Source organism: Buchnera aphidicola (Cinara strobi) (assembly GCF_900560745.1).
GTDB lineage: Bacteria > Pseudomonadota > Gammaproteobacteria > Enterobacterales > Enterobacteriaceae > Buchnera_F > Buchnera_F aphidicola_AJ.
On the sequence record NZ_LR025085.1, the window covers coordinates 1 to 25,021 of the forward strand.

Sequence of the window (25,021 nt, forward strand, 5' to 3'; positions counted from 1 at the left end):
ATATATATATAAAAAAATATATATATATATATATAAAAATATATATATATATATATAAAAATATATATATATATATATAAAAATATATTGAAAGGAAAAAAAAAATGGTTTTTTATGAAAAATTTGATATTATTGTAATTGGAGCTGGGCATGCTGGTACAGAAGCAGCGTCTGCTTCTTCAAGAATGGGTCAAAAAACTTTGTTAATAACACAAAAAATAAGTACTATTGGGAGATTGTCATGCAACCCTGCTATAGGCGGATTAGGGAAAAGCCAGTTAGTAAAAGAAGTAGATGCTATGGGAGGATTGATGGCAAGAGCTACTGATTATTCTGGAATTCAATTTCGAATATTGAATTCTAAAAAAGGAGCTGCAGTTCAATCTACTCGTGCACAAACAGATAGAAAACTATATCAAAAAACCATTCAAAAATTTTTAAATAAACAAAAAAATTTAAAAATTATTGAAGCGGAAGTATCTAGTTTGATTATTAAAAAAGAAAAAGTTTATGGTGTTCGTTTACTGAATAAAATTTCTTTTAATAGTAAAACAGTTATATTAACTGCTGGGACTTTTTTAAATGGTTGTATGTATATTGGCCCCGATGTTTCTTTTGGTGGCAGAAGAGGAGATAAAACTTCATTATTATTAGCCGAGTATTTGAAACATTTTTCATTTCGTATAGGAAGATTAAAAACTGGAACCCCCCCTAGATTGCAGTTAAAAACAATCAATCTAGATATTTTAGAAAAACAATGGGGAGATCATCCTACTCCTTTTTTTTCTTTTTGGAGTAGTACTGCGAAACATCCAAAACAAGTTCCCTGTTATATTACGTATACAAATGTAAATACACATAATTGTATAAAAAACAATTTAAATAAAAGTCCGCTATACAGTGGCCTGATTAAAGGAGTTGGTCCTAGATATTGCCCTTCAATTGAAGATAAAGTAATTCGTTTTTCTGACAAAAAACGTCATCAAATATTTTTAGAACCAGAAGGTCTTGATAGTGATGTAATTTACCCTAATGGTATATCAACTAGTTTACCTGAATTAGTTCAAAAAGAAATTGTGCATTCCATTAAAGGTTTAGAGAAAGCTAAAATTATTCACCCTGGATATGCTGTCGAATATGATTATTTCGATCCTAGAGATTTAAAAATGACATTAGAATCTAAAATTATTAAAAATTTATTTTTAGCAGGTCAAATAAACGGGACAACGGGTTATGAAGAAGCGGCCGCTCAAGGTTTAATTGCTGGAATAAATTCTGCTTTATTGTGTCAAAAAAAAAAATTTTGGTTTCCAAAAAGAAATGAAGCATATATTGGAGTTTTAATAGATGATTTATGTAATAAAGGAACTACAGAACCTTACAGAATGTTTACAGCACGAGCTGAATATCGATTGTTGTTAAGAGAAAATAATGCTGATGAACGTTTAACTGAAATAGCTTATAAATTAGGATTAATCAATAATCAGAAATGGGATATTTTTTCTAAAAAAAAAAAACAATTTACTGTAGAACATAGTCGTTTAAAAAAAATTCAAATTTCTACAAAACTATTTGATTCTTTTTGTAAAAAAAAAAAATATTCTATTAACTTAAAAAATAATTGTACTGCATTTGACTTACTACGTAAGCCAGAAATAAATTACTCTTTTTTAATGAAATTTCTTGATTCTTATTTACCGAATAATCAACCTCTTCTAGATCAAAAAATAATTGAAGAAATAGAAGTGTGTAGTAAATACTCAGGATACATTAAACGTCAAAATAAAGAAATAGAAAAAAATATGCGTTATGAAAATATATCGTTATCAAGAATAGATGATTATAATAGTATTTATGGTTTATCTAATGAAGTCATAGCAAAATTAAATTATTATCGCCCAGAGTCATTAGGTCAAGCATCTCGTATTTCAGGAATTACACCAGTTGCAATTTCTATTTTACTTATTTTTTTAAAAAAAAAAAATATTAATTTTTAATAAATATTTTTATATTTCTATACTTTTAGGCAGGCTCCATCTATATTTTTCCTGCCAATTTTTAAATAAAAAAAAATATTTTTTAATTTTTCATTAAAATTTAAATATCAATATTTTTTGCATATAAAGCATTATTTTTAATAAACTTCCTTCTAGGTTCAACTGAATCCCCCATCAATGTACTAAATAAATTATTAGCTGAAACAGCATCATCCATAGTAATCTGTAACATTTTTCTTGTTTTAGGATTCATGGTAGTTGTCCATAATTGTTCCGGATTCATTTCCCCTAACCCTTTATATCTTTGTATAATCATTAATTTTTTTGTTTCTTTTATTAAGAAAAAAATAATTTGATCTAAATTTTTAAATATAAATTTTTTTTTGTTAAATTGTATAATTGCACTATTTTTAATCATATAACGAATTTTTTTTGAAAATTCAAGAAATTTTTTATATGTCTGTGTTTCTAAAAAATTACTGTTAAAATGATACGAACAAAAAATTTTTTTATCACTTATATTTAATACTGGTTCATAATTTTCTTTATTTTTTTTAATATAATAAGAATATATTTTGACATTTTTTAAAAAATTTTTTTTATTTAAATTTTTTGTTAATTCTTTTATCCATTTTTTTACTAAAATTTTATTTTTTAAATTTTTTAATGGAGTTATATAAATCATTATTTTATAAATAAATTTTGGAATTTTATTTTTTTTTAAAAAAAGTATTTTTTTTATTTTTATATATTCATTTATTATCAAAGAAAGCGGTTCTTTTTGTTTTTTTGGATTTTTATAAAATATATAACTATTTTTTTTTATTAATTTATATTTATATTGATGCAGTTCTTTTGAATCTGTAAAATATTTTTCTGTTTTACCTTTTTTAATTTTATATAATGGAGGTTGCGCAATATAAATATGTCCTTTTTCTATAATTTCAGGCATTTGTCGAAAAAAAAATGTTAATAACAGTGTTCTAATATGAAGCCCGTCTACATCAGCATCAGTCATTATAATTATATAATGATATCGTAATTTATTTATGTTATATTCATCTTTTCCAAAACCACACCCTAAAGCTGTAATTAAAGTAATTAGTTCTGGTGAATTGACAATTTTTTCAAATCGTGCTTTTTCTATGTTTAGTATTTTACCCTTTAGAGGTAATATTGCTTGATTCTTTCTATTCCTTCCCTGTTTAGCAGACCCTCCAGCTGAATCCCCTTCGACAAGGTAAATTTCTGATAATATAGGATCCTTTTCTTGACAATCGGATAATTTCCCTGGTAAATTAGTATTCTCTAAAGTTCCTTTTTTACGTGTAATTTCTCTTGCTTTTTTTGCAGCTTCTCGAGATTGAGCTGATTGAATTACTTTAGCTATAATTGTTTTTGCATCTTTTGGATTCTCTAATAAAAAATCCATTAAATATTCGTTTAATAAGGTTTCTACGACTGATTTTACTTCTGAAGATACTAATTTTTCTTTTGTTTGAGAAGAAAATTTAGGATTAAACATTTTAATTGATATTAACGCAGTTAATCCTTCTCGGGCATCATCCCCAGTAATCGTAATTTTGTTTTTTTTACTTGATAGCTCTCGATCAGAAAAATAATTTAAAGTTCTTGTTAAAGCTGCACGAAAACCTGATAAATGACTTCCTCCATCTTGTTGTGGAACGTTATTTGTAAAGCAAAGTATTTTTTCCTGAAAGGTAGCATTCCATTGCATAGCAATATTAACTTCAATATTTTTTTTTCTCTGTTGAAAAATAAATATTTTGTTATGTATTATTTTCTTATTTCTATTAATAAATTTAATAAATGATTTTATTCCACCTTTATGGAAATATTTAAATGTTGTTTTATTTTTTATATCTTTTAATTTGATTAATAAATTAGAATTTAAAAATGATAATTCTTTTAATCTTTTTTTTAAAATATTACATTGAAAAATATTTTTATTAATAAATATTTTTTTATTAGGCCAAAATCGAATTTTTGTTCCTTTTTTTTGAGTAGAACCAATACAAATTAAAGATTTCTTAGGATTTCCATTAAAATATGTTTGTGTATATTTTTTTTTATCTCGATAAATATATAGTTTTAGTTTCTCTGACAAAGCATTTACTACTGAAATACCTACACCATGTAATCCCCCTGATACTTTATAAGATTGATCATCAAATTTACCGCCGGCATGTAATACTGTCATGATAACTTCTGCTGCAGATATTCCAGCTTCGGGATGAATGTCAACTGGTATCCCTCTTCCATTATCTTTTATAGAAACTGAATTGTCTTGATGTATTTTTACAATAATGCAATCACAATATCCTGCTAACGCTTCATCTATAGCGTTATCTACAACTTCAAATACCATATGATGTAATCCAGTACCATCATCGGTATCTCCGATGTACATCCCGGGTCTCTTCCTGACTGCATCTAATCCTTTTAATATTTTTATATTAGATGAGGTGTATAAATTTGACATTTTTTTTCCTGTATTATTGAACAATTTTTAAAATACTTGTTTTATAAATAATTTATTTTATTTTAAAATATTATTTATTTAAATAATATTCATATCTTTATATATAAAATATATAAAAAAAATTTTATAATTTCAAAGGCATGATTATGTATAATATCTCTTTTTTCATTTCAGATTGAATTTGAATACATGAGATTGGTATGTTAAATATAAAATTAATTAAATTAATATTTAGAGCATTTAAAACATCAAGTAGATAAAAAACATTAATAAAAAATGATATTTTTTCATATTTATTATTAATATAAAATGAATCGCTAGATTCTTCATCTTCTTGGTTTTTAGATTTTATTGTTAATTGATTTTTTGAAAATTCTAAATAAACTCCTTTAAAGGTAGTATTACATAAAACAGATATCTTTAATAACGATTCTCTTAATTTTTCTCTTGGAACTAATATGCGGTGTGTAGATTGGCTTAAAATGACATCCTTATAGTTTGGAAAATTTCCATGCAATAATTTTGTTGTAAGTAATATATTATGTAATTTAAAAGAAGCATAGTTTTTTTTAATTTTTATTTGTATGTCTTTATTTTTAGATAGTTCTAATAATTTATGTATTTCCAATATACTTTTTTTACTAACAATAATATTAAAGTAGGTTATATTTAACTGTAATGGTGTTTTATACATAGATAATCTATGCCCATCTGTTGTGACTCCATATAAAAAATTATCTTGGTATTCAATTAATATTCCATTTAAAGAAGTTCTGATATCATTATTAGCTATTGAAAAGTAAACAGATAGAATCATTTCTTTTAAAATCTTTTGAGAGATAGAAAATTTTTTAATACTACAAAATTTTTTAAAAATAGGAAATTTAGTATTTTTAATCAAATTTATTTTAAATAAGCTTTTTTTTACTTTAATATAAATTTGTTTATTAATTACCCGAAAATATAATTCTTCATTATTAGATATATTTCGACAAATATTAAGTATTTTTTTCCCGGAAACGATAATACGCCCTGGATTATATAAAATAAATAATTTTTTTTTTATATATGCGTTTAATTCAATATCTAGGTTAGAACTAGTTAATTTTAATACTTTTTCATTAATTTTTATTATTATATTTTCTAGTATTGGAAATACTACATTTTTTGTAATAATTCTATTAATTTTTTTTAAAGGATCTAGAAAATCGTTTTTTTTTATTTTGAATTCCATATTTTTACGAATTTAATTGGTTTAATAAATATATAAAATCATTATAGATTTTATTTTTTTTTTTTTTAAGTTGATGTATTTTTTTATAAGCATGTAATGCTGTTGTATGGTCTTTTTTTCCAAAAGCTACCCCTATATCAGAAAAACTATAGTTAGTTATTTTTTTTATTAATGCCATCGCTATTTGTCTAGGTTGAACAATAAATCGAGATCTTTTTTTTGAAATCATTTCTTTAACTGTAATATTAAAATATTCAGCAACTGTTTTTTGAATTAGTATAATTCCTATATTTTTTTTTTTTTTTCTAAAAACTTTTTTTAAAGTTTTTTTAACTAATTCTATAGTAATTGTTTTTTTAGTAAACAATGCTGTAATTTGAATTTTTTTTAGAATTCCTTCTAATTCTCTAATATTAGAATGAAGTTGTTGAGCAATGAATTTTGCTACTTCATAAGATAAATTAATTTTATTTTCAACTGCTTTTTGTAAGAGAATATTAATTCTAGCATTTAATTCAGGGGGATCAATTGAAATTGTTAACCCCCATTTGAATCTAGATTTTAAATTTTCAGCAATTCCTTTAATACGATTTGGGCAACAATTAGCTGTTAAAACAATTTTTTGTTCTTTGTTAAATAAAGCATTAAAAGTATTAAATAATTCTTCTTGTGAATGTTTTTTATTTGAAAAGAACTGAATATCGTCTAATAGTAAAACATCGATAGAACGATAATAATTCTTAAATTTTTCAATAGATTTGTTTTTTAATGAATTAACCATATTTTGAATAAAATCTTCTGCATGAATATAAATTACTTTTTTTTTTTTATTTTCAATTAATATTTTATTTCCAATAGCATGAAGTAAATGTGTCTTTCCTAATCCTGTATTACTATATAAAAACAGTGGATTGTAGAAATTTTTGAAATTATTTGTAAAAACATAAGAGGAATAACGAGCTAATTGATTTGATTTTCCTTCAATAAAATTATGAAATTGATATTTTTTATTAATTCCAGTATATAAGTATGTAGGTATGTTTAATATTTTTTTTTTTGATGTTACTTCATCTTCTGTTTTTTTTTTCGCTATTTGATTATATAAAAATTGATTATTTTTTATAAATTTGAAATCTTTATTTATTACTTGTAGTATAATAAATGGTGGGTTGTGATCACAAATTCTATATAATAATTCTTTAAAATTTTTAATATATTGATTTTTAACCCATTGTAATACAAAATTGTTTGGTGCATATAAACTAATTATATTATTTCTTATTACAGCTTTTAATGGTAAAATCCACATACTGAACTCTTTAGGTGATAATTGTAATTTTAAATGCATTAAACATTTTTTCCAAATTGACAATGACATATCATTGATTTCCTTGAAAAAATTGAGTTTTTTAATTTTAGTTTTAAGTAAAAAAAAGAATTATATTTATATTTTTGTATTATTTATTAAAATAAATATAAATACAATTTTTTAAGAAATAAATAAATTTATTAATATATTTTTAAATATAATAAAACAATATAGTATATTATTTTTGTTTAAATAAATCACTGTATAAATTCTTCAATAACAGTGGTATATTTTTACATTTGAATTGATACAAATAAATTAATAATTAATTTTATTAATTTTATAATAAATATATAGTTTAAATTTTAAAAAGGAAATATTTAATATGAAACGTACTTTTCAGCCTTCTAATATTAAACGTAATCGTACTCATGGTTTTCGTTTGAGAATGTCGTCTAAAAGTGGTCGTAAAATTTTATCAAATCGGCGTTCTAAATTACGTTCCTGTTTGTGCGTTTAAGTATTTAATAATATTATTTTATGTCTCGGTATTTTTTTAAAAAAAAATTACGTTTATTTACTTGCGCCTCATTGAATTCTATATACAATAAAAAGTATTTAATTAATACAAAAGAATTTACTGTTTTATTATATTCTAGAGGATTAAATTTTCCTCGATTAGGAGTTTCTATTTCAAAAAAAAATATCAAAAAATCACATAATCGAAACAGAATTAAACGTCTTATTAAGGAAAGTTTTCGTTTATTTCAACATGATCTAATTTGCATGGATTTTTTCTTTATTTTAAAAAAAAATATACATAAATTAAACAATAAAATTATTTTTTGTCTTTTACAGAATTTTTGGTATTTGGTAAATAAAAAATATTTTTATATAAAAAAATAGATTTTAATACTATATTTTTTTGATCTTAATGTATTAAGATTTATTAATTTAAATTAATAAGGAAATCTAATAAAGTATTGAAACGTAATTTTTATGTTATTCTAATGTAGATGATTTTTTTTTAATACAATATTTTTAGTATAAATATTATAATTTATATTCGACAATACGATAGTTCAGTGATTAATTATATAAAATTCTAAGATAATGTAATTTTTAAAAATTAATTCTATTATTAATGTGATTGATAATTTATTTTTTTTGAATATCTGCTTATTTAGCAAGCATACTGAATAATTAAATTTATTGGTATGTAAAATAATTTAATTAACTGATTGTTATTTTTTTGAAAAAAAGTTTTCAATATAATTGAATCCTCTTTATTAATAAAACTTTTTAGAAACATACTGAAAATAGTAATATTTTCAAAAAAAATTTAAGTAATTTTTTAAATATTACAGTATTTTAGAAAATTAATTTATTCAGTAATGTAATGAAGTATGAAAAGTATAATTTTATTTTTTAAGTCGCATGAAACATATAATCATTAATACTGATAAAGAGGTTGAGCTTCTATGTTAAAACAGTACTTTTTAACTTTTTGGATTTCAGATTTTTTTAAAAAATATATATTTTATTCTAATGATTCAAGTAACACTACTTCTCCTATTAGTTTTATATCTCGTATTTATCATTTTTTTTTACATTCATGTTTAAATAATTATTCTAATTTATCAGTTAGATTTAACATAAAAAATCAACTCTCTAATGTTATTAGATTTTTATATTTAGCAATGGATTATGGATGGCTATTTTTTTTTGTACGCCCTTTATTTATAATTTTAACTTTTTTTCACACTTATTTACATAATTGGGGAATATCTATTATTTGTGTGACAATTTTTATTAAAATTTTACTGTATCCGTTAACTAAAATTCAGTATATGTCAATGTTAGATATGAAAAAAATTCAATTAAAAGTTAAAAAAATTAAAGATCAGTTTAATGAAAATGATGAACAAGTTAATCAAAAAATTTTAAAATTATATCAATCTAAAAAAATTAATCCCTTTTATAGTTTGGCTTCAATGTTAATTCAAGCTCCAATATTTTTGTCTTTTTATTATGTTTTAAAACATGCAACTGAGTTACGTCAAGCACCATTTTGTTTATGGATTAAAGATTTATCAAGTTATGACCCTTATTATGTTTTACCATTTTTAATGGGATTAAGTATGTTTTTTATACAGTATTATGAATTAAAAGATCATGATTCTAGTATTAAAAAAAATCTTCTTTATATGGCTCCAATGTTATTTTCTATATTTTTTATTTGGTTTCCCTCAGGTCTTGTTTTGTATTATATTACTAGCAATATTTGTACTTTATTTCAGTATTTTTTTATACGTGAGTCTATTTCCAATAATTCGACATCATAATATCTATTTTATAAAAAAATAACTGATTGTTAAAATATTATTATAAATATAATTTTTATAATTACGGATTTAAATATATGATAATGTTTTACGAAACAATTGTGGCTCCTATTACTGCTATGAGTAGATCGGGTGTTGGAATTATACGAATTTCTGGTCCGGCTGTTTTAAAAATAATTAATGTTTTTTTTAAAATTTCAATGAAAGCAAGATTTGCGCACTATGTTTCTTTTTTAGATTTTAATGGAGATGTTATTGATAAGGGAATTGCTGTATTTTTTCCTAGTCCCCAGTCTTTTACTGGGGAAGATGTATTGGAATTTCAGGGTCATGGAAATCCAATTTTAATGGATTTATTAATTCAAAATATTGTTTTAATTAAAAACGTTCGTATTGCTAAACCGGGAGAATTTTCAGAACGAGCTTTTTTAAATCAAAAAATAGATTTAATTCAAGCAGAAGCAATTAGTGATTTAATTAATTCTCAATCTAAATTATCTATCGAAGCATCTTTACGATCTTTAAGTGGTAATTTTTCTAAAAAAATAAATTCTATTATCAAAAAATTAAAGGAGATTTATTCTAGAATTGAAGGGTATATTAATTTTCCAGATGAAATAAATAATCCAACTATATTGAAAGATATAGAAAAATATTTAATACAGATTATTACATTAATTAAAAATTTAATTGATACAGCACGTAAAAGCGATTTCTTAAATAAAGGTATCAAAGCTGTTATTGCAGGGCCTCCAAATGTAGGAAAATCTAGTTTATTTAATTATTTAGTTAATCAAACAGCATCTATTGTTACCGATATCCCCGGGACAACTCGTGATGTAATACGACAAACTATATTGGTTAATGGAATTCGTTTTGAGCTTTTAGATACTGCTGGGTTGCGCGAAAGTGAAAATATTGTTGAAATTATTGGAATAAAATTAGCAAAAAAAAATATACATTCCTGTGATCATATTTTTTTAATATTAGATATTACTCAAGATCAAATTTTTAACAATCAATTAGTAAAAAAATATATAAATAATTTAAAAGATAATCAAAGTATTACTATTATTTTTAATAAAATTGATTTAATTAATCAAACTCCATCTGTAAAAATGATTTATAAAAAACATTTTTGTATTCTTCTATCAATTCAAAAAAAATTGGGTCTTGATTTTTTAAAAAACCACATTAATAAAATATCAGTTAAATGTAATAATATTGAAGGTATTTTTTTAGCAAGGAGAAGGCATTTATTAGCTTTAAAAAAATCTTTAAAATATTTAATAAGTGGTTATAAAAAATGGAATTTAAACTCATGTCTTGAATTTTTATCAGATAATCTTCGTTTAGCAATAGAAGAATTATCTATTATAACTGGAAAATTAAGTTCAGAAGATTTATTGAACAAAATTTTTTCTGATTTTTGTATTGGTAAATAAATTTTTATTTTTTTATTTTTTCTCATCCTGGTATGATAGCTATGCCCGGAGGCGGAATTGAACCACCGACACGGGGATTTTCAGTCCCCTGCTCTACCGACTGAGCTATCCGGGCAATTGAATTATTAAACATTAAAATTATATTTTTGTCAACTTTTTTAATTTTTTAATTTTTTTTGAGATAAAAAAAATAATTTTATAATTATTTATTTTAAAAATTTTTAAAGTATTTGTATGAAAAGTTGTTTTTACTGTTTTAGTATTAATTATTTATTTAGTTATTTTGATTTTTTAAACAAAAATATTCTAAAAGAATTGAATAAAAATTTATTTTCCCCCTTGAAATTCTTTATTTAGGTCCATATATTCTTACAAGATAAGAACATATTTGAAATAATTATCTCTTATTTATTAATGTAAAATATGTGATTAAATTATATTTGAAGAGGATCATAATATGAAGCTTCGTCCATTGCATGATAGAGTAATCGTAAAACGAAATGAAGCAGAATTAAAATCAGCTGGAGGAATTGTTTTAACTGGTTCTGCAGCTGGTAAATCTACTCGAGGAATAGTTTTATCTACTGGTAATGGTCGGATTTTAGAGAATGGAACTATAAAACCATTAGATGTAAAGGTTGGAGATGTTGTAATTTTTAATGAAGGATATGGAGCAAAAACTGAAACAATTGATAATGAAGAAGTTTTGATTCTTACAGAGAGTGATATTCTAGCAGTTATAGAAGAATAATACATAACTGTATTTTTTTTGATTTAAAACTTTTAGAGGACATCCATAATGACAGCAAAAGATGTAAAATTTGGAAACGAAGCGCGAATTAAAATGCTTCAAGGAGTTAATGTATTAGCAGACGCTGTAAAAGTAACATTAGGTCCTAAAGGAAGAAATGTTGTTTTAGATAAATCTTTTGGCCCACCTAGTATTACTAAAGATGGCGTATCAGTGGCTAGAGAAATTGAATTAGAAGATAAATTTGAAAATATGGGTGCACAGATGGTTAAAGAAGTAGCATCTAAAGCAAATGATGCTGCTGGTGATGGAACAACTACTGCGACTTTATTAGCTCAATCAATAGTGAATGAAGGGTTAAAAGCAGTTGCTGCTGGAATGAATCCAATGGATTTAAAACGTGGAATTGATAAAGCAGTTATTAATGCTGTAGAAGAATTAAAAAAATTATCTGTTCCTTGTTCAGATTCAAAAGCAATTACACAAGTTGGAACTATTTCTGCAAATGCAGATGAAAAAGTTGGTAGTTTGATAGCAGAAGCTATGGAAAAAGTAGGAAATGATGGTGTTATTACTGTTGAAGAAGGAACAGGATTACAAAATGAGTTAGAAGTTGTTAAAGGAATGCAATTTGATAGAGGGTATCTGTCCCCATATTTTATTAATAAACCAGAAACTGGATTAGTCGAATTAGATAATCCATATATTTTAATGGCAGATAAAAAAATTTCTAATATTCGAGAGTTACTTCCAATTTTAGAAGCTGTAGCAAAATCTAGTAAACCATTATTAATTATTTCTGAAGATTTAGAAGGTGAAGCTTTAGCGACATTAGTAGTGAATTCAATGAGAGGAATTGTTAAAGTCTCTGCAGTCAAGGCTCCAGGTTTTGGAGATCGTAGAAAAGCAATGTTACAAGACATTTCTATTCTAACTGGAGGATCAGTAATATCTGAAGAATTAGCAATGGAGTTAGAGAAATCCTCTTTGGAAGATTTAGGTCAAGCAAAACGTGTAGTTATTAATAAAGATTCAACTACCATTATTGGTGGTAATGGAAACAAAAATTCTATTAAGTGTCGAATTAATCAAATTAAACAAGAAATACATGAAGCAACATCAGATTATGACAAAGAAAAATTAAATGAACGTTTAGCTAAATTATCTGGTGGTGTGGCCGTTCTTAAAGTTGGAGCTGCTACTGAAGTAGAGATGAAAGAAAAAAAAGCTCGAGTTGAAGACGCTTTACATGCAACAAGAGCAGCTGTAGAAGAAGGGGTAGTTCCAGGAGGGGGAGTTGCTTTAGTGCGCGTAGCTGAAAAAATATCCCGTTTAAATGGACAAAATGAAGATCAGAATGTTGGGATACGCGTTGCATTACGAGCTATGGAAGCTCCTTTACGTCAAATTGTTGCAAATTCCGGAGAAGAGCCATCGGTTGTAACTAATAATGTAAAAGACGGACGTGGTAATTATGGTTATAATGCTGCTACTGATGAGTATGGGGATATGATATCTTTTGGTATTTTAGATCCAACTAAAGTTACTCGATCTGCATTACAATATGCAGCTTCTGTTGCTGGATTAATGATTACAACAGAATGCATGGTAACAGATTTATCTAAAGATGAAAAATCTTCATCTGATTTAAACACTTCACCAGGTAGTGGAATGGGCGGAGGAATGGGTGGAATGATGTAATCGCATCATTTTTTTGATTTCTAGTTTAGATAAATTTTACGTTATTGTTGACAAATAATTAATTATTTATTAATTTTGTCATATTTTTGACGGTCTCCTTGTTCTCTTGACAAGATAATATTGAGAACAAGGGGTTGTTTTATTTTTATAATTTAATAGTATATTTTGAGATATTCATTATGTCTACATATAGTGGAAACTCCTTAAAATCAGGATTAAAAATTTTAATTGATTGCCAACCATATGAAGTGCAATACAGCGAATTTATAAAACCAGGAAAAGGACAAGCTTTTGTTAGAATTAAACTAAAACAATTATTAACTGGAAAGTTATTGTGTAAAACAGTAAAAGCAACTGATATTTTTTATTCGACCGATATTGTTGAAGTTCATGCTGCATATCTATATAATAACGGGATAACTTGGTTTTTTATGAATAAAAAAAGTTTTGAACATATTCACGTTTCTAAAAAGTATTTGTCTAATTTCTATAAATGGATAACAATATTTTCCAATTGTATTATTACTTTATGGAATAATTCTCCTATTTCTGTAAGTATAGATAATTTTATAGAATTAAAAGTATGTAATACAGAAGCGGCTGTAAAAGGAGATACTGTTAATACATCTAATAAACTTGTTACTTTAGAAACTGGGGCAACAATACGCGTTCCTCTATTTATAAAAATAGGAGATTATGTTAAAATAGATACACGTACTGAGAGATATGTATCACGTGTTATTAAATAATATTTTTAATTATTTATTAAAAATATCTTTAATATTCATTTCCACGTATATTTTTTCTATAACTATTCCATCCAAATGTTAGCCATAAACTATTTCCAAGTCTCATGCGATCTATTACTCGTTCTCCCAATAAAATTTTTAACCTTCTGTGACTTAAATTAGATAATATTCCGGTAGATTTTTTAGATGATGATCGTCTGTCTATAATTTGATTAATAATAATTTTTTCATATCGTGACTCTAATTGCATTCCAATTTCATCAATCATTAGCAAATCAACTGTGCTTAAATTATTTAATAATCTTTCTTCAGTCATTATTTTAGAAGACTGATTGAACGTACTTTTAATATTTGACATTAAATCTGCTACAGTAATAATTAGAACGCTATTTCCTTGTAATATTAAGTAATTTCCAATAGCTGAAGCTAAATGGTTTTTTCCTGTTCCAGGGCGACCTGAAAATATAAAACTAGCAATGTTATTTTTAAAATTTTCAGCATATCTACGAGCAGCATTTAAAACTCTTCTCTGTCCTTCATGATGTATATTATAATTTTCAAAAGAACAATTCATATATAATTCTCTTATACCTGATCGACCTAATATTTTTTGCATTTTCATTGCTTTGTTTTTTTGTATAATAGATTCTGAATATTTTTCCCCTTGAGCTTGATTCCACTTCAACAGTTCTTGAGCATTATAAAACTTAGGTTGTACATATACTGGCATGATTTTTTTGAGTTTATTAAAAAAATTATTCATTTTATATTATTTTTTAAAAGTAATTGTTTTTACAGCATAAATTTCAAAAATATGAATTATTTATTGTAATCGTTGATTAATGATGTTAAGTTTAATTTAACTATATAAATTTTAACTGATAAGTTTTAATACACTAATTTATTTATATTCTTTTATCAGAATTATATAATTATTTTTGTATATATGATATATTGTTGTATGTTTTTAAAATTTAAAAATAAGTGTATTATAATTTCCAATACAAAGAAAATAATACTGCTCCTATTTTTTTAGTTTTCATGAGTTTCCAATTTTTTGGTAATTCAATTTTGTTATCAATATGTTCAATATATATAATAGAATCTTTATGAGTCCAATTATATTTTTCTAGATATGTAATAGATTGGTTTAATAACTTTTTATTTGAAAATGGTGGGTCAAGATAGATAATATCATGAGGATTACCTGAATTTTTTAACCACCTTATTGTATTAAATTGTAATATAGATATATTATTAATTGAAAAGTTTTTTAATGTTTTTTTTAGTTTTTTAACTAAAATATAGTTTTTTTCTAATGCAGTTACAAATTTAGCTAATCTAGATACAGATTCTATACTTAAACTACCACTACCAGCAAAACAATCTAAACACAAAGATTTTTCTATGTATGGTTTTAACCAACTAAACAATATATGTTTTATTCGGTTTCCTGTAGGTCGAACATCTATTTTTGAAACAGAATGTAATACCCGTCCTTTAAATAATCCGCCTGTAATACGGATTTTTTTTAATTTTTTTTTCATTTTTTTATTTTTTTATTTAGTAATTATAAATTTAAATATTTATCAAATATAATACAATAAAAGATTGAGGTTTACATGTGTAATAAAAAAAAAAATTTTTTTTCTAAGTTAAACTTTTTTTCTAAAAAATCAAAATCTAATCTTCAATTAAAAAAAGATAATAAAAATAATTCTATTGAATTTAATTCTTATATAAAAAAAAAATCACATTTATCTTTTTTCAAAAACTCTCTAATTTTTTTAAAAAATAAATTTATCAAAAAAATAAAAAATATATTTTCGTCGCCTAATTTAGATAAAAATATTTTTCGAAAATTACAAGATGTATTATTATTATCTGATTTTGGCATGAACGCTACACAAAAAATTTTAGATAAATTTAAAAATGGTATTAAAAAAAAAAATATTCAAAAATCAGATATTGCTCTTTTATATTTTAAAAAACAGTTATTAAAAATGTTGAAAATTCCAAATAATCATTCTGTACTGAATGATATGAATATGCCATTTATTATATTAATTGTGGGTGTTAACGGGGTAGGAAAAACTACTACAATTGCTAAACTAGCTTATTACTACAAAAATTTAGGTAAATCTGTAATGTTATCAGCAGGAGATACTTTTCGAGCTGCTGCTATTGATCAAATTAAAGAATTTGGACTTCGGTATAATATCCCGGTATTTTCAAAAACTTATGGAGTAGATCCCGCTTCTGTTGTATTTGATTCAGTAAAAGAGTCCATCAAAAAGAAAAAAGATATTTTAATTATCGATACTGCTGGTCGTTTACACAATAAGAGTCATTTGATTCAAGAATTAAAAAAAATTGATCGAGTTATTAAAAAATGTTATCCGAAAGCACCTCATGAGACATTTATCGTATTAGATGCTGGAATTGGACAAAATTCAATACAACAGGCTAGAATTTTTTCTGATACAATGAATATTACTGGTTCTATTGTTACAAAATTAGACGGTACTGCTAAAGGTGGTATTATTTTTTCTATAGTAACTGATTTAATGATTCCGGTTCGTTATGTAGGGACTGGAGAAAAAATTACAGATTTTAAAATTTTTGATAGTAAAATTTTTATTGATAATCTTTTTTAATTGTTTAAAAAGATAAAAAGTAGTTTTTAAAAAAATAATTTTATTTATTAGTATATATTATGTCGTTGTTTATTAGGGTAAAATGAAAAAAATAAAAAATCAAATGAATACAATTAGTTTTTTTAGTATTGGAAGCTTAGATGCTTATATTCGTATGGCTAATTCTTTTTCTATATTAACATCTAAAAAAGAAAAATCTTTGGCAAAAAAATTATTTTTTTATAGAGATATAGAATCTGCAAAGTTGTTAATTTTATCAAATTTACGATTTGTTATTCATGTTGCTAAAAATTATTCTGGATATGGTTTACCTCAAGCAGATTTAATTCAGGAAGGAAATATTGGATTAATGAAAGCGATACGACGTTTTAATCCAGATGTTAATGTTCGATTAGTTTCTTTTGCGGTACATTGGATAAAATCTGAAATTCATGAATATGTTTTAAAAAATTGGAGAATAGTAAAAGTTGCAACAACTAAAGCTCAACGAAAGTTATTTTTTAATTTAAGAAAATCAAAAAAGAGACTAGGTTGGTTTAATCATCATGAAATTTCTATCGTAGCAAAAGAATTGGGGGTTAGTAAACAAGAGGTAAAAGAGATGGAAGCACGTATGTCAGCACAAGATATTACTTTTGATATCCCGCCTCAAACTTCTCATATAGATATTTATAATAATAGCACCCGTTCTTCTTTGTATTTAGAAGATAAGAAGTCTAATTTTGCTACACAGGTAGAAAAAGAAAATTGGGCATTTCATGCTACAAATAAGTTAAGTAATGCGCTATTAGTTTTAGATGAACGCAGTCAACAAATTATTAAACGACGTTGGTTAGCACAAAATAATTCTAGGATAACATTACAATCTATTGCTCAAGATTATGGTATTTCTGCAGAAAGAGTACGACAACTAGAACAAAATGCTATGAAAAAATTAAAACTTGCTATTGAAGCATAAGGTTCTTATTAACTATATAAATGAGATTTTTAATTTTGACAACTTATATTATTTAAAAGATAAAAAGTATATATTTCATGTTACTATATATAGTATATAGGGGGGTAAGTAATAAATAATATATAACTGTTAAATTATAGTATTTATGATGTGGTATATTCAATAAATTATATTATTATAATTTTATTATTTTTAGGTGTTTTTGTGATAAAAATTTATTTTTATAAATTACTTTGATATTGAGATTGAATAGATATTTATATATTTGTAAACTAAAACTTATTAAGTGTATTTATACTATAATTCTATGTATAATATTTTTTGAATATTATTTTAAAATTTATCTATTTTATTATTTTATATAATTAAAATTTTTAAAGTTATTAAGTATTTTTTATTCTTTTAAATTTGAATAAAATTATTTTATTTGATAAATTTAATTGATATTAAACAATATTATTTAATATATAAATTTAATATTTAATATTTCTATTATATAACTATTTAAATTTAATTCAAAAAAATAATTCTTTAAATTTTTCTAAAAGATAAAAATTTTTTTCATCATAAATAGGAAAAATTATGTATGGCTATAAAAAATCATATACTAGGATTTCCTAGAATTGGTTTAAATCGAGAATTAAAAATTGCTCAAGAGAATTATTGGTCTGGAAAAATTTCATTAATTGATTTATTACAAGTAGGAAAAAATATTAGAAAAACTAATTGGAAAAATCAATTTAATAGCGGTATTGAATATGTTACAGTAGGGGATTTTTCTTGGTACGATCATGTTTTAGGCACTAGCATGATGTTAGGTAATATACCTAATCGACATCGTTTAAATAAAAAAAAAATTGATTTAGATACCTTGTTCCGTGTTGCAAGAGGATCCGTAGATATTGGTAAAAATTGTTCTGCTTCCGAAATGACGAAATGGTTTAACACAAATTATCATTATATCGTTCCAGAATTTATTAAAGATCAGGAGTTTTATTTTTCTTGGAAACAAGTAATTCAAGAAACTGATGAAGCATTATCTCTAGGTTATAAAGTTAAGCCAGTTTTATTAGGTCCGTTAACTTATCTATGGTTGGGAAAAGTAAAAGGGATATATTTTAATAAATTAGATCTTTTAAATAAAATATTACCTATTTATAAAAAGGTATTAGAAGAATTTCATTCTAGAAATTTAGAATGGGTTCAAATTGATGAGCCTATTTTAGTTTTAGATATTTCTAAAGAATGGAAAAAAGCAATTAAATATGCTTATAATACATTAAATGGATCTATAAAAATTTTATTAACTACTTATTTTGGTGATGTACATCATAATTTAGATATAATTAATACTTTATCGATTAATGGGTTACACATTGACCTGGTAGCTGGAAAATATGATTTATTAGATTTTAGTAATACTGTTAATAATAAGTTTTTATTATCTTTAGGTATAATTAATGGGCGCAATATTTGGAAAGCTGATCTTGTAAAATGGTTTCATCAATTAAAATCTTTCATGAAATTACGTAAAAATTTTTGGATTAGTTCCTCATGTTCATTATTGCATGTTCCATTAGATCTATCTTTAGAAGATAATTTAACAGATTTTGTAAAATCTTGGTTTTCCTTTGGTATACAAAAATGTTTAGAAATATCAATTTTATCAAGAGCACTGAATAAAAAAATAGATATTAAAGAAATATATAATTGGGTTAAACCTATTCAAGCATATAAATCATCTAATTTAGTTAATAATGTAACAGTACAAAAACGTTTATTACAAATTTCTTCAGAGCAGTGTACACGAAAAGATACTTTTTCAGTTCGCTCTGATATTCAGAAAAAAAATTTAAATCTACCAGTTCTCCCAACTACTACCATTGGATCATTCCCTCAAACTCAAGAAATTAGGGAATTACGTTTAAAATACAAAAATAAAAAAATAAGTCAACTAGATTATGAACGTTTAATTAAAAAACAGATTAAAAACAATATTCTTCAACAGGAACAAATTGGATTAGATGTGTTAGTTCATGGTGAACCTGAACGAAATGATATGGTTGAATATTTTAGCGAATTTTTAGAGGGATTTGTATTTACTAAGTATGGATGGGTTCAAAGTTATGGTTCTAGATGTGTAAAACCACCAATTATTGTTGGAGATATTAGCAGAATTACTCCTATGACAGTAATGTATTCTAAATACGCTCAATCGTTAACTAAAAAACCAGTTAAAGCTATGTTGACTGGACCAGTAACAATTTTATGTTGGTCTTTTCCTCGTGAAGATATTTCTAAAGAAGAGATTTCTAATCAAATTGCATTAGCATTAAGAGACGAAGTATTAGATTTAGAAAATTCTGGAATTCATGTTATTCAAATTGATGAACCGGCATTAAGAGAAGGCTTACCGTTAAGAACTAAAGAATGGAGCGATTATTTACGATGGTCCGTTCAATCGTTTAAATTATGTTCATCAGGTGTAAAAAATAGTACTCAAATTCATACACATATGTGTTATTGTGAATTTAATGATATTATGCCAGCAATTGTAGATTTAGATGCAGACGTGATTACTATTGAAACATCAAGATCAGATATGGAATTACTTGATTTTTTTAAAACGTTTCAATATCCAAATGAAATTGGACCAGGTGTATATGATATTCATTCTCCTAGTATTCCCTCTATTGACTGGATTGAAAAATTATTAATAAAAGCTTTACGATATATCCCGATTGAAAAATTATGGGTGAATCCTGATTGTGGACTAAAAACTCGTAACTGGACAGAAACATCCTTGGCATTACAAAATATGATAAAGGCAACTTCTAATATTCGAAAAAAATTCTTAAAAAAATAAATTTTAATTTATCATCCCGCTTAATACAATCATTAATATTATTGGTTGTATTTTGTGGTTATTTTTTTTAATTATTTTTAGTATTTTTTAATAGATTTATTATATCTATGTTTAATATTCTGATATATGTATATTTTATTTTCAAGTGTAGTTTCAATAGATTTGAATTTTTTAAGTAATCAAGATTTAGGGTAACTTTTTAGTTGATATCGAGCTGTTTTATACATATATCAGCTCGAGTTATATTGAATTTATATATTAGTATTAATTTTTTCAGAAGAATTTAATAGTTCAGATAAATTAGCAGTTGCTTCTTCTACACTGACAGATTTAGAATGATTATTTTTAATAGATAAGCTTTTAGTTCGATTCTTTAATCGTCGTTTATGATATTGATATCCTGTTCCAGCTGGAATTAATCTTCCAACAATGACGTTTTCTTTTAATCCACGTAATTTATCTTTTTTTCCAGCTACTGCAGCTTCTGTAAGTACTCTAGTTGTTTCTTGGAATGAAGCAGCTGAAATAAAAGATTCTGTTGCTAAAGAGGCTTTTGTAATCCCTAATAGATCTCTTGAAAATGTAGCTATATTTTTTTGGTTTTTTTTTATTTTTTTGTTTTCTAGCATAATTCGGGAGTATTCTATTTGTTCGCCTTTTAAAAAATGAGAATCACCTGAATTAACAATAGTAGCTTTTCTTAACATTTGTCTAATTATTACTTCAATATGTTTATTGTTTATTTTAACTCCTTGTAGTCTATATACTTCTTGTACTTCATTGACTATATAGTTTGTTACTGCTTGAACTCCTCTTAATCGTAGTATATCGTGAGGTGATTCAGGACCATCTGAAATTATATCACCTTTCTCTACTCGCTCTCCTTCAAATACATTTAATTGTCTCCATTTAGGAATCATTTCTTCATAAGTGTTATTTCCATCCGGAGGGGTGAGAATTAATCTTCTTTTTCCTTTTGTTTCTTTTCCGAATGATACGATTCCGTTAATTTCAGCTAAAATAGCTAATTCTTTTGGTTTTCTTGCTTCAAACAAATCAGCTACTCTAGGTAATCCTCCTGTAATATCTTTTGTCCCTACTGATTCTAATGGAATTCGAGCTAATGTATCACCTGAAGATATTTTCATACCATTTTCTAACTGGATAATTGATTTCCCTGGTAAAAAGTATTGAGCCGGCATATCAGTTCCAGGGATAAAAATATCCAGCCCATTTTTATTAACAATTTTTAATGATGGTTTTAAGTCTTTCCCCTGAATACTTCTTTCAGATGTATCTAAAATTACTATAGAGGAAAGACCAGTTAATTCATCATTTTGTTTAGTAATACTTTTTCCTTCAACCATATCAATAAATTTAATATATCCGTTAACTTCCGTAATTACAGGGATAGTATGTGGATCCCATTTAGCGATTATTTCTCCTGATTGAGCTTTTTCCCCATTACCTTTCATTAAAATAGATCCGTATGGTATTTTATAGCTTTCCTGCGTCTTTCCAAGTTCATCTAACATCTTTAATTCTACATTTCGTGAAGTAATAATAATATTTCCGTTAGAGTTTTTAATAGATTTAGATTGATTTAGATGAATAATTCCGTTTTTTCGAATTTGAATACTAGATTCAGAAGCTACTTTTGAAGCTGCCCCTCCAATATGAAAGGTTCTCATAGTTAGTTGTGTGCCAGGTTCTCCAATTGATTGTGCTGCAATTACTCCAATGGCTTCACCTTTTTTTACTAATTCTCCTCGAGCTAGATCACGTCCATAGCAGTATGCGCATACTCCAAAACTTGTTTCACAATGCACAACAGATCTGACTTTAATTGTATCTATAGAATTTTTTTCTAGCATATCGCATAATTTTTCATTTAATAGTGTATTTTGAGGAATCATAATTTTTTTGGAATCTAGATAAAAAATGTCTTCAACAGTAATTCGTCCCAATACACGTTCTCGCAGTGGCTCTTTAATATCTCCTCCTTCAATTAAAGCGCTCATTAATATACCCTTCTTGGTTTTACAATCTGTTTCTGTCACTACTAAATCTTGAGCCACATCTACTAGACGTCTAGTAAGATATCCTGAGTTTGCTGTTTTTAAGGCTGTATCCGCTAATCCTTTTCTAGCACCATGTGTAGAAATAAAGTATTGTAGTACATTTAATCCTTCTTTAAAATTTGCAGTAATTGGTGTTTCTATAATTGAACCATCTGGTTTAGCCATTAACCCGCGCATACCTGCTAATTGTCTAATTTGAGCAGCTGATCCCCTAGCTCCAGAATCAGCCATTATAAAAATATTATTGAAAGATTTTTGTTTTACTTTTTTTTGGTTATTATCATATATATTTTCATAAGATAGATTTTTCATCATAGCTGTAGCAATTTTATCATTTGTAGTTGCCCAAATATCTATAATTTTATTATATCGTTCTCCTTCAGTAACTAACCCGGTTTGGAATTGTTTATGTATTTCCTCTACTTCGATTTCAGATTTTGATAAAATTTCTTTTTTTTCTTCAGGAATTACAATATCATTAATTCCGACAGATACACCAGATTTTGCAGCATAAGAAAATCCCATATACATAATTTGGTCAGCTAAATTTACAGTTTCTTTTAATCCTAAGATTCTATAACAAGTATTTAGAATATTAGATATATCTGGTTTTTTTAAAGTTTTATTAATAATTTTAAATTTTAATCCACGAGGTATAATAGTCCAAAAAATTGCTCTTCCAATAGTAGTTTTTATGGTTTTTTGTTTTTTTTTAAAAAGATTATATTTATTTTTTTTATATTCATTGACACGAATGGTGACAGTAGAATGTAAGTCTACAGCCCCAAGCATATACATTTTTTCAGCTTCTTTTGGGCTAGATAGCAGCATATTTTCACTTCTTCCTTGTTGTTTTTTTCGTGTCATATAATATATCCCTAAAATAACATCTTGAGAAGGAACTATAATAGGTTCCCCGTTTGCCGGAGAAAGTATATTTTTTGTCGACATCATTAATTTTTGAGCTTCTTTCTGAGCTGTTTTAGTTAGCGGAATATGAATAGCCATTTGATCACCATCAAAATCAGCATTATACGCAACACAAACTAATGGATGTAATTGTATAGCCTTCCCTTCAATTAAAATAGGTTCAAACGCTTGGATACCTAATCGATGTAGTGTTGGAGCTCGATTTAATAAAATTGGATGTTTTCGAATTACATTATCTAGTATGTCCCATACTACCGGTTCTTCTTTTTCCACCATTTTTTTTGCAGACTTGATTGTAGTAGCTAAATTTTTTTGTTCTAATTTTCCGTATATAAATGGTTTAAAAAGTTCTAAAGCCATTTTTTTTGGTATCCCACATTGATTTAAATGTAAATACGGGCCAACAGTAATAACAGATCTTCCGGAATAATCTACTCTTTTTCCTAATAAATTTTGCCTAAATCGTCCTTGTTTTCCTTTTATCATGTCAGCTAAAGATTTTAGTGGTCTTTTATTAGAACCGGTAATTGATCTCCCACGTCTTCCGTTATCTAATAATGCATCAATTGCTTCCTGTAACATTCTTTTTTCGTTTCTCACAATAATTTCAGGAGCTGAGAGTTCTAATAAGCGTTTTAATCTATTATTTCGGTTAATTACTCGTCTATATAAATCATTTAAATCTGAAGTAGCAAATCTTCCTCCATCCAGAGGGACTAAAGGTCTTAAGTCAGGAGGTAAGATTGGCAAAACAGTTAAAATCATCCATTCTGGTTTATTTTTAGAAATTAACAGTGACTCTATTAACTTTATTCTTTTCGTGACTTTTTTTCTTTTTGTTTCTGAATTTATCTTGGATACTTCTTTTTTTAGTTTTATACATGTATTTTTTAAGTCTATCTTTTTTAAAAGTTTTTGTATAGCTTCAGCTCCCATTTTAGCGTTAAAGTCATCACCAAATTCATTAAACGCATTTATATATTGATCTTCTGTTAAAATTTGATATAATTCTAAATTTGTCATTCCAGGATTAATAACTACATAAGATTCAAAATATAACACTCTTTCTATGTCTCTTAAGGGCATATCTAATAACAAACCAATACGAGAAGGTAGTGATTTTAAAAACCAAATATGTGCTATAGGCGCAGCTAATTCTATATGACCCATTCTTTCTCTTCGTACTTTACTTTGTGTAACTTCAACCCCACATTTTTCACATATAACACCTCGATGTTTTAAACGTTTGTATTTCCCACACAGACATTCATAATCTTTTATTGGTCCAAATATTCGAGCACAAAATAATCCATCGCGTTCAGGTTTGAAAGTACGATAATTTATTGTTTCGGGTTTTTTAACTTCCCCAAAAGACCATGATCGTATAATTTCAGGGGAAGCTAGTGAAATTCTAATAGAATCGAATTCTTCAATTTTAGTATTTTTTTTAAAAAATTTTAATATATCTTTCATAGGTGGTTTTTATGTATATATT

Annotated in this window: 17 protein-coding genes and 1 tRNA gene; 11 read left to right on the forward strand and 7 right to left on the reverse strand. The window is 25.4% G+C overall.

Features of this window, described 5'->3' with window-relative positions:
• Nucleotides 1-104 precede the first annotated feature (104 nt).
• Nucleotides 105-1,997, forward strand: a complete 1,893-nt coding sequence (gene mnmG, locus EAO23_RS00005) for a tRNA uridine-5-carboxymethylaminomethyl(34) synthesis enzyme MnmG (protein ID WP_158348880.1) — start codon at nucleotides 105-107, stop codon at nucleotides 1,995-1,997.
• A 100-nt stretch (nucleotides 1,998-2,097) separates the two neighbouring features.
• On the opposite strand, the gene gyrB is transcribed toward mnmG, so the two are convergent.
• The 3 genes from gyrB to dnaA all read right to left on the reverse strand — a co-directional run bounded on the left by gyrB (nucleotide 2,098) and on the right by dnaA (nucleotide 7,112).
• Nucleotides 2,098-4,500 carry a DNA topoisomerase (ATP-hydrolyzing) subunit B gene (gyrB, locus tag EAO23_RS00010; RefSeq protein WP_158348881.1) on the reverse strand — a complete coding sequence of 801 codons (2,403 nt, stop codon included), beginning with the start codon at nucleotides 4,498-4,500 and terminating at the stop codon, nucleotides 2,098-2,100.
• A 124-nt stretch (nucleotides 4,501-4,624) separates the two neighbouring features.
• Nucleotides 4,625-5,734 (reverse strand): DNA polymerase III subunit beta, encoded by a 1,110-nt coding sequence (gene dnaN, locus EAO23_RS00015; RefSeq protein ID WP_158348882.1) that lies wholly within the window; start codon nucleotides 5,732-5,734, stop codon nucleotides 4,625-4,627.
• 4 nt (nucleotides 5,735-5,738) lie between these two features.
• Nucleotides 5,739-7,112, reverse strand: coding sequence for a chromosomal replication initiator protein DnaA (gene dnaA, locus EAO23_RS00020; RefSeq protein WP_158348883.1), 1,374 nt, complete (start codon nucleotides 7,110-7,112; stop codon nucleotides 5,739-5,741).
• A 316-nt stretch (nucleotides 7,113-7,428) separates the two neighbouring features.
• Here dnaA and rpmH point away from each other — a divergent pair, with 316 nt between their 5' ends.
• The 4 genes from rpmH (at nucleotide 7,429) to mnmE (ending at nucleotide 10,833) form a co-directional block, all read left to right on the forward strand.
• On the forward strand, nucleotides 7,429-7,563 hold the full coding sequence (rpmH, locus tag EAO23_RS00025) for a 50S ribosomal protein L34 (protein WP_158348884.1): 135 nt from the start codon (nucleotides 7,429-7,431) through the stop codon (nucleotides 7,561-7,563).
• A gap of 20 nt (nucleotides 7,564-7,583) precedes the next feature.
• Complete coding sequence (rnpA, locus tag EAO23_RS00030) at nucleotides 7,584-7,949, forward strand: ribonuclease P protein component (protein ID WP_158348885.1); 366 nt, start codon at nucleotides 7,584-7,586, stop codon at nucleotides 7,947-7,949.
• A 575-nt stretch (nucleotides 7,950-8,524) separates the two neighbouring features.
• The gene (gene yidC, locus EAO23_RS00035; protein WP_158348886.1) at nucleotides 8,525-9,388 is read left to right on the forward strand and encodes a membrane protein insertase YidC; all 864 of its coding nucleotides are present in this window, start codon (nucleotides 8,525-8,527) and stop codon (nucleotides 9,386-9,388) included.
• Between the two features lie 77 nt (nucleotides 9,389-9,465).
• Complete coding sequence (gene mnmE, locus EAO23_RS00040) at nucleotides 9,466-10,833, forward strand: tRNA uridine-5-carboxymethylaminomethyl(34) synthesis GTPase MnmE (protein WP_231996022.1); 1,368 nt, start codon at nucleotides 9,466-9,468, stop codon at nucleotides 10,831-10,833.
• A gap of 42 nt (nucleotides 10,834-10,875) precedes the next feature.
• Here mnmE and EAO23_RS00045 read toward each other — a convergent pair.
• Nucleotides 10,876-10,948, reverse strand: a tRNA-Phe gene (locus EAO23_RS00045).
• 342 nt (nucleotides 10,949-11,290) lie between these two features.
• Between EAO23_RS00045 and EAO23_RS00050 the strand changes: the two genes are divergently transcribed.
• From EAO23_RS00050 to efp, 3 genes are all read left to right on the forward strand, one after another.
• Nucleotides 11,291-11,584, forward strand: coding sequence for a co-chaperone GroES (locus EAO23_RS00050; RefSeq protein ID WP_158348887.1), 294 nt, complete (start codon nucleotides 11,291-11,293; stop codon nucleotides 11,582-11,584).
• A gap of 48 nt (nucleotides 11,585-11,632) precedes the next feature.
• Nucleotides 11,633-13,285, forward strand: coding sequence for a chaperonin GroEL (gene groL, locus EAO23_RS00055; protein WP_158348888.1), 1,653 nt, complete (start codon nucleotides 11,633-11,635; stop codon nucleotides 13,283-13,285).
• Nucleotides 13,286-13,464: 179 nt separating this feature from the next.
• Nucleotides 13,465-14,034, forward strand: a complete 570-nt coding sequence (gene efp, locus EAO23_RS00060) for an elongation factor P (protein ID WP_172575447.1) — start codon at nucleotides 13,465-13,467, stop codon at nucleotides 14,032-14,034.
• Nucleotides 14,035-14,062: 28 nt separating this feature from the next.
• Here efp and dnaC read toward each other — a convergent pair whose 3' ends face one another.
• Both dnaC and rsmD read right to left on the reverse strand, forming a co-directional pair.
• Nucleotides 14,063-14,797 (reverse strand): DNA replication protein DnaC, encoded by a 735-nt coding sequence (gene dnaC / locus EAO23_RS00065; protein ID WP_158348889.1) that lies wholly within the window; start codon nucleotides 14,795-14,797, stop codon nucleotides 14,063-14,065.
• 226 nt (nucleotides 14,798-15,023) lie between these two features.
• Nucleotides 15,024-15,581 carry a 16S rRNA (guanine(966)-N(2))-methyltransferase RsmD gene (rsmD, locus tag EAO23_RS00070; RefSeq protein ID WP_158348890.1) on the reverse strand — a complete coding sequence of 186 codons (558 nt, stop codon included), beginning with the start codon at nucleotides 15,579-15,581 and terminating at the stop codon, nucleotides 15,024-15,026.
• A 75-nt stretch (nucleotides 15,582-15,656) separates the two neighbouring features.
• Here rsmD and ftsY point away from each other — a divergent pair, with 75 nt between their 5' ends.
• The 3 genes from ftsY (at nucleotide 15,657) to metE (ending at nucleotide 20,515) form a co-directional block, all read left to right on the forward strand.
• The gene (gene ftsY, locus EAO23_RS00075; RefSeq protein WP_158348891.1) at nucleotides 15,657-16,691 is read left to right on the forward strand and encodes a signal recognition particle-docking protein FtsY; all 1,035 of its coding nucleotides are present in this window, start codon (nucleotides 15,657-15,659) and stop codon (nucleotides 16,689-16,691) included.
• A gap of 91 nt (nucleotides 16,692-16,782) precedes the next feature.
• On the forward strand, nucleotides 16,783-17,649 hold the full coding sequence (gene rpoH, locus EAO23_RS00080; RefSeq protein WP_172575457.1) for an RNA polymerase sigma factor RpoH: 867 nt from the start codon (nucleotides 16,783-16,785) through the stop codon (nucleotides 17,647-17,649).
• 586 nt (nucleotides 17,650-18,235) lie between these two features.
• Nucleotides 18,236-20,515 carry a 5-methyltetrahydropteroyltriglutamate--homocysteine S-methyltransferase gene (gene metE, locus EAO23_RS00085; RefSeq protein ID WP_158348893.1) on the forward strand — a complete coding sequence of 760 codons (2,280 nt, stop codon included), beginning with the start codon at nucleotides 18,236-18,238 and terminating at the stop codon, nucleotides 20,513-20,515.
• A 251-nt stretch (nucleotides 20,516-20,766) separates the two neighbouring features.
• Here metE and rpoC read toward each other — a convergent pair whose 3' ends face one another.
• Nucleotides 20,767-24,999: a DNA-directed RNA polymerase subunit beta' gene (gene rpoC / locus EAO23_RS00090; RefSeq protein WP_158348894.1), complete on the reverse strand. Its 4,233-nt coding sequence runs from the start codon at nucleotides 24,997-24,999 to the stop codon at nucleotides 20,767-20,769.
• Nucleotides 25,000-25,021: the final 22 nt, after the last annotated feature.

Coding starts and splice junctions, on each gene's coding strand:
- mnmG (WP_158348880.1), top strand. CDS start 105: ATGGTTTTTTATGAAAAATTTGATATTATTGTAATTGGAGCTGGGCAT.
- gyrB (WP_158348881.1), bottom strand. CDS start 4,500: ATGTCAAATTTATACACCTCATCTAATATAAAAATATTAAAAGGATTA.
- dnaN (WP_158348882.1), bottom strand. CDS start 5,734: ATGGAATTCAAAATAAAAAAAAACGATTTTCTAGATCCTTTAAAAAAA.
- dnaA (WP_158348883.1), bottom strand. CDS start 7,112: ATGTCATTGTCAATTTGGAAAAAATGTTTAATGCATTTAAAATTACAA.
- rpmH (WP_158348884.1), top strand. CDS start 7,429: ATGAAACGTACTTTTCAGCCTTCTAATATTAAACGTAATCGTACTCAT.
- rnpA (WP_158348885.1), top strand. CDS start 7,584: ATGTCTCGGTATTTTTTTAAAAAAAAATTACGTTTATTTACTTGCGCC.
- yidC (WP_158348886.1), top strand. CDS start 8,525: ATGTTAAAACAGTACTTTTTAACTTTTTGGATTTCAGATTTTTTTAAA.
- mnmE (WP_231996022.1), top strand. CDS start 9,466: ATGATAATGTTTTACGAAACAATTGTGGCTCCTATTACTGCTATGAGT.
- EAO23_RS00050 (WP_158348887.1), top strand. CDS start 11,291: ATGAAGCTTCGTCCATTGCATGATAGAGTAATCGTAAAACGAAATGAA.
- groL (WP_158348888.1), top strand. CDS start 11,633: ATGACAGCAAAAGATGTAAAATTTGGAAACGAAGCGCGAATTAAAATG.
- efp (WP_172575447.1), top strand. CDS start 13,465: ATGTCTACATATAGTGGAAACTCCTTAAAATCAGGATTAAAAATTTTA.
- dnaC (WP_158348889.1), bottom strand. CDS start 14,797: ATGAATAATTTTTTTAATAAACTCAAAAAAATCATGCCAGTATATGTA.
- rsmD (WP_158348890.1), bottom strand. CDS start 15,581: ATGAAAAAAAAATTAAAAAAAATCCGTATTACAGGCGGATTATTTAAA.
- ftsY (WP_158348891.1), top strand. CDS start 15,657: ATGTGTAATAAAAAAAAAAATTTTTTTTCTAAGTTAAACTTTTTTTCT.
- metE (WP_158348893.1), top strand. CDS start 18,236: ATGGCTATAAAAAATCATATACTAGGATTTCCTAGAATTGGTTTAAAT.
- rpoC (WP_158348894.1), bottom strand. CDS start 24,999: ATGAAAGATATATTAAAATTTTTTAAAAAAAATACTAAAATTGAAGAA.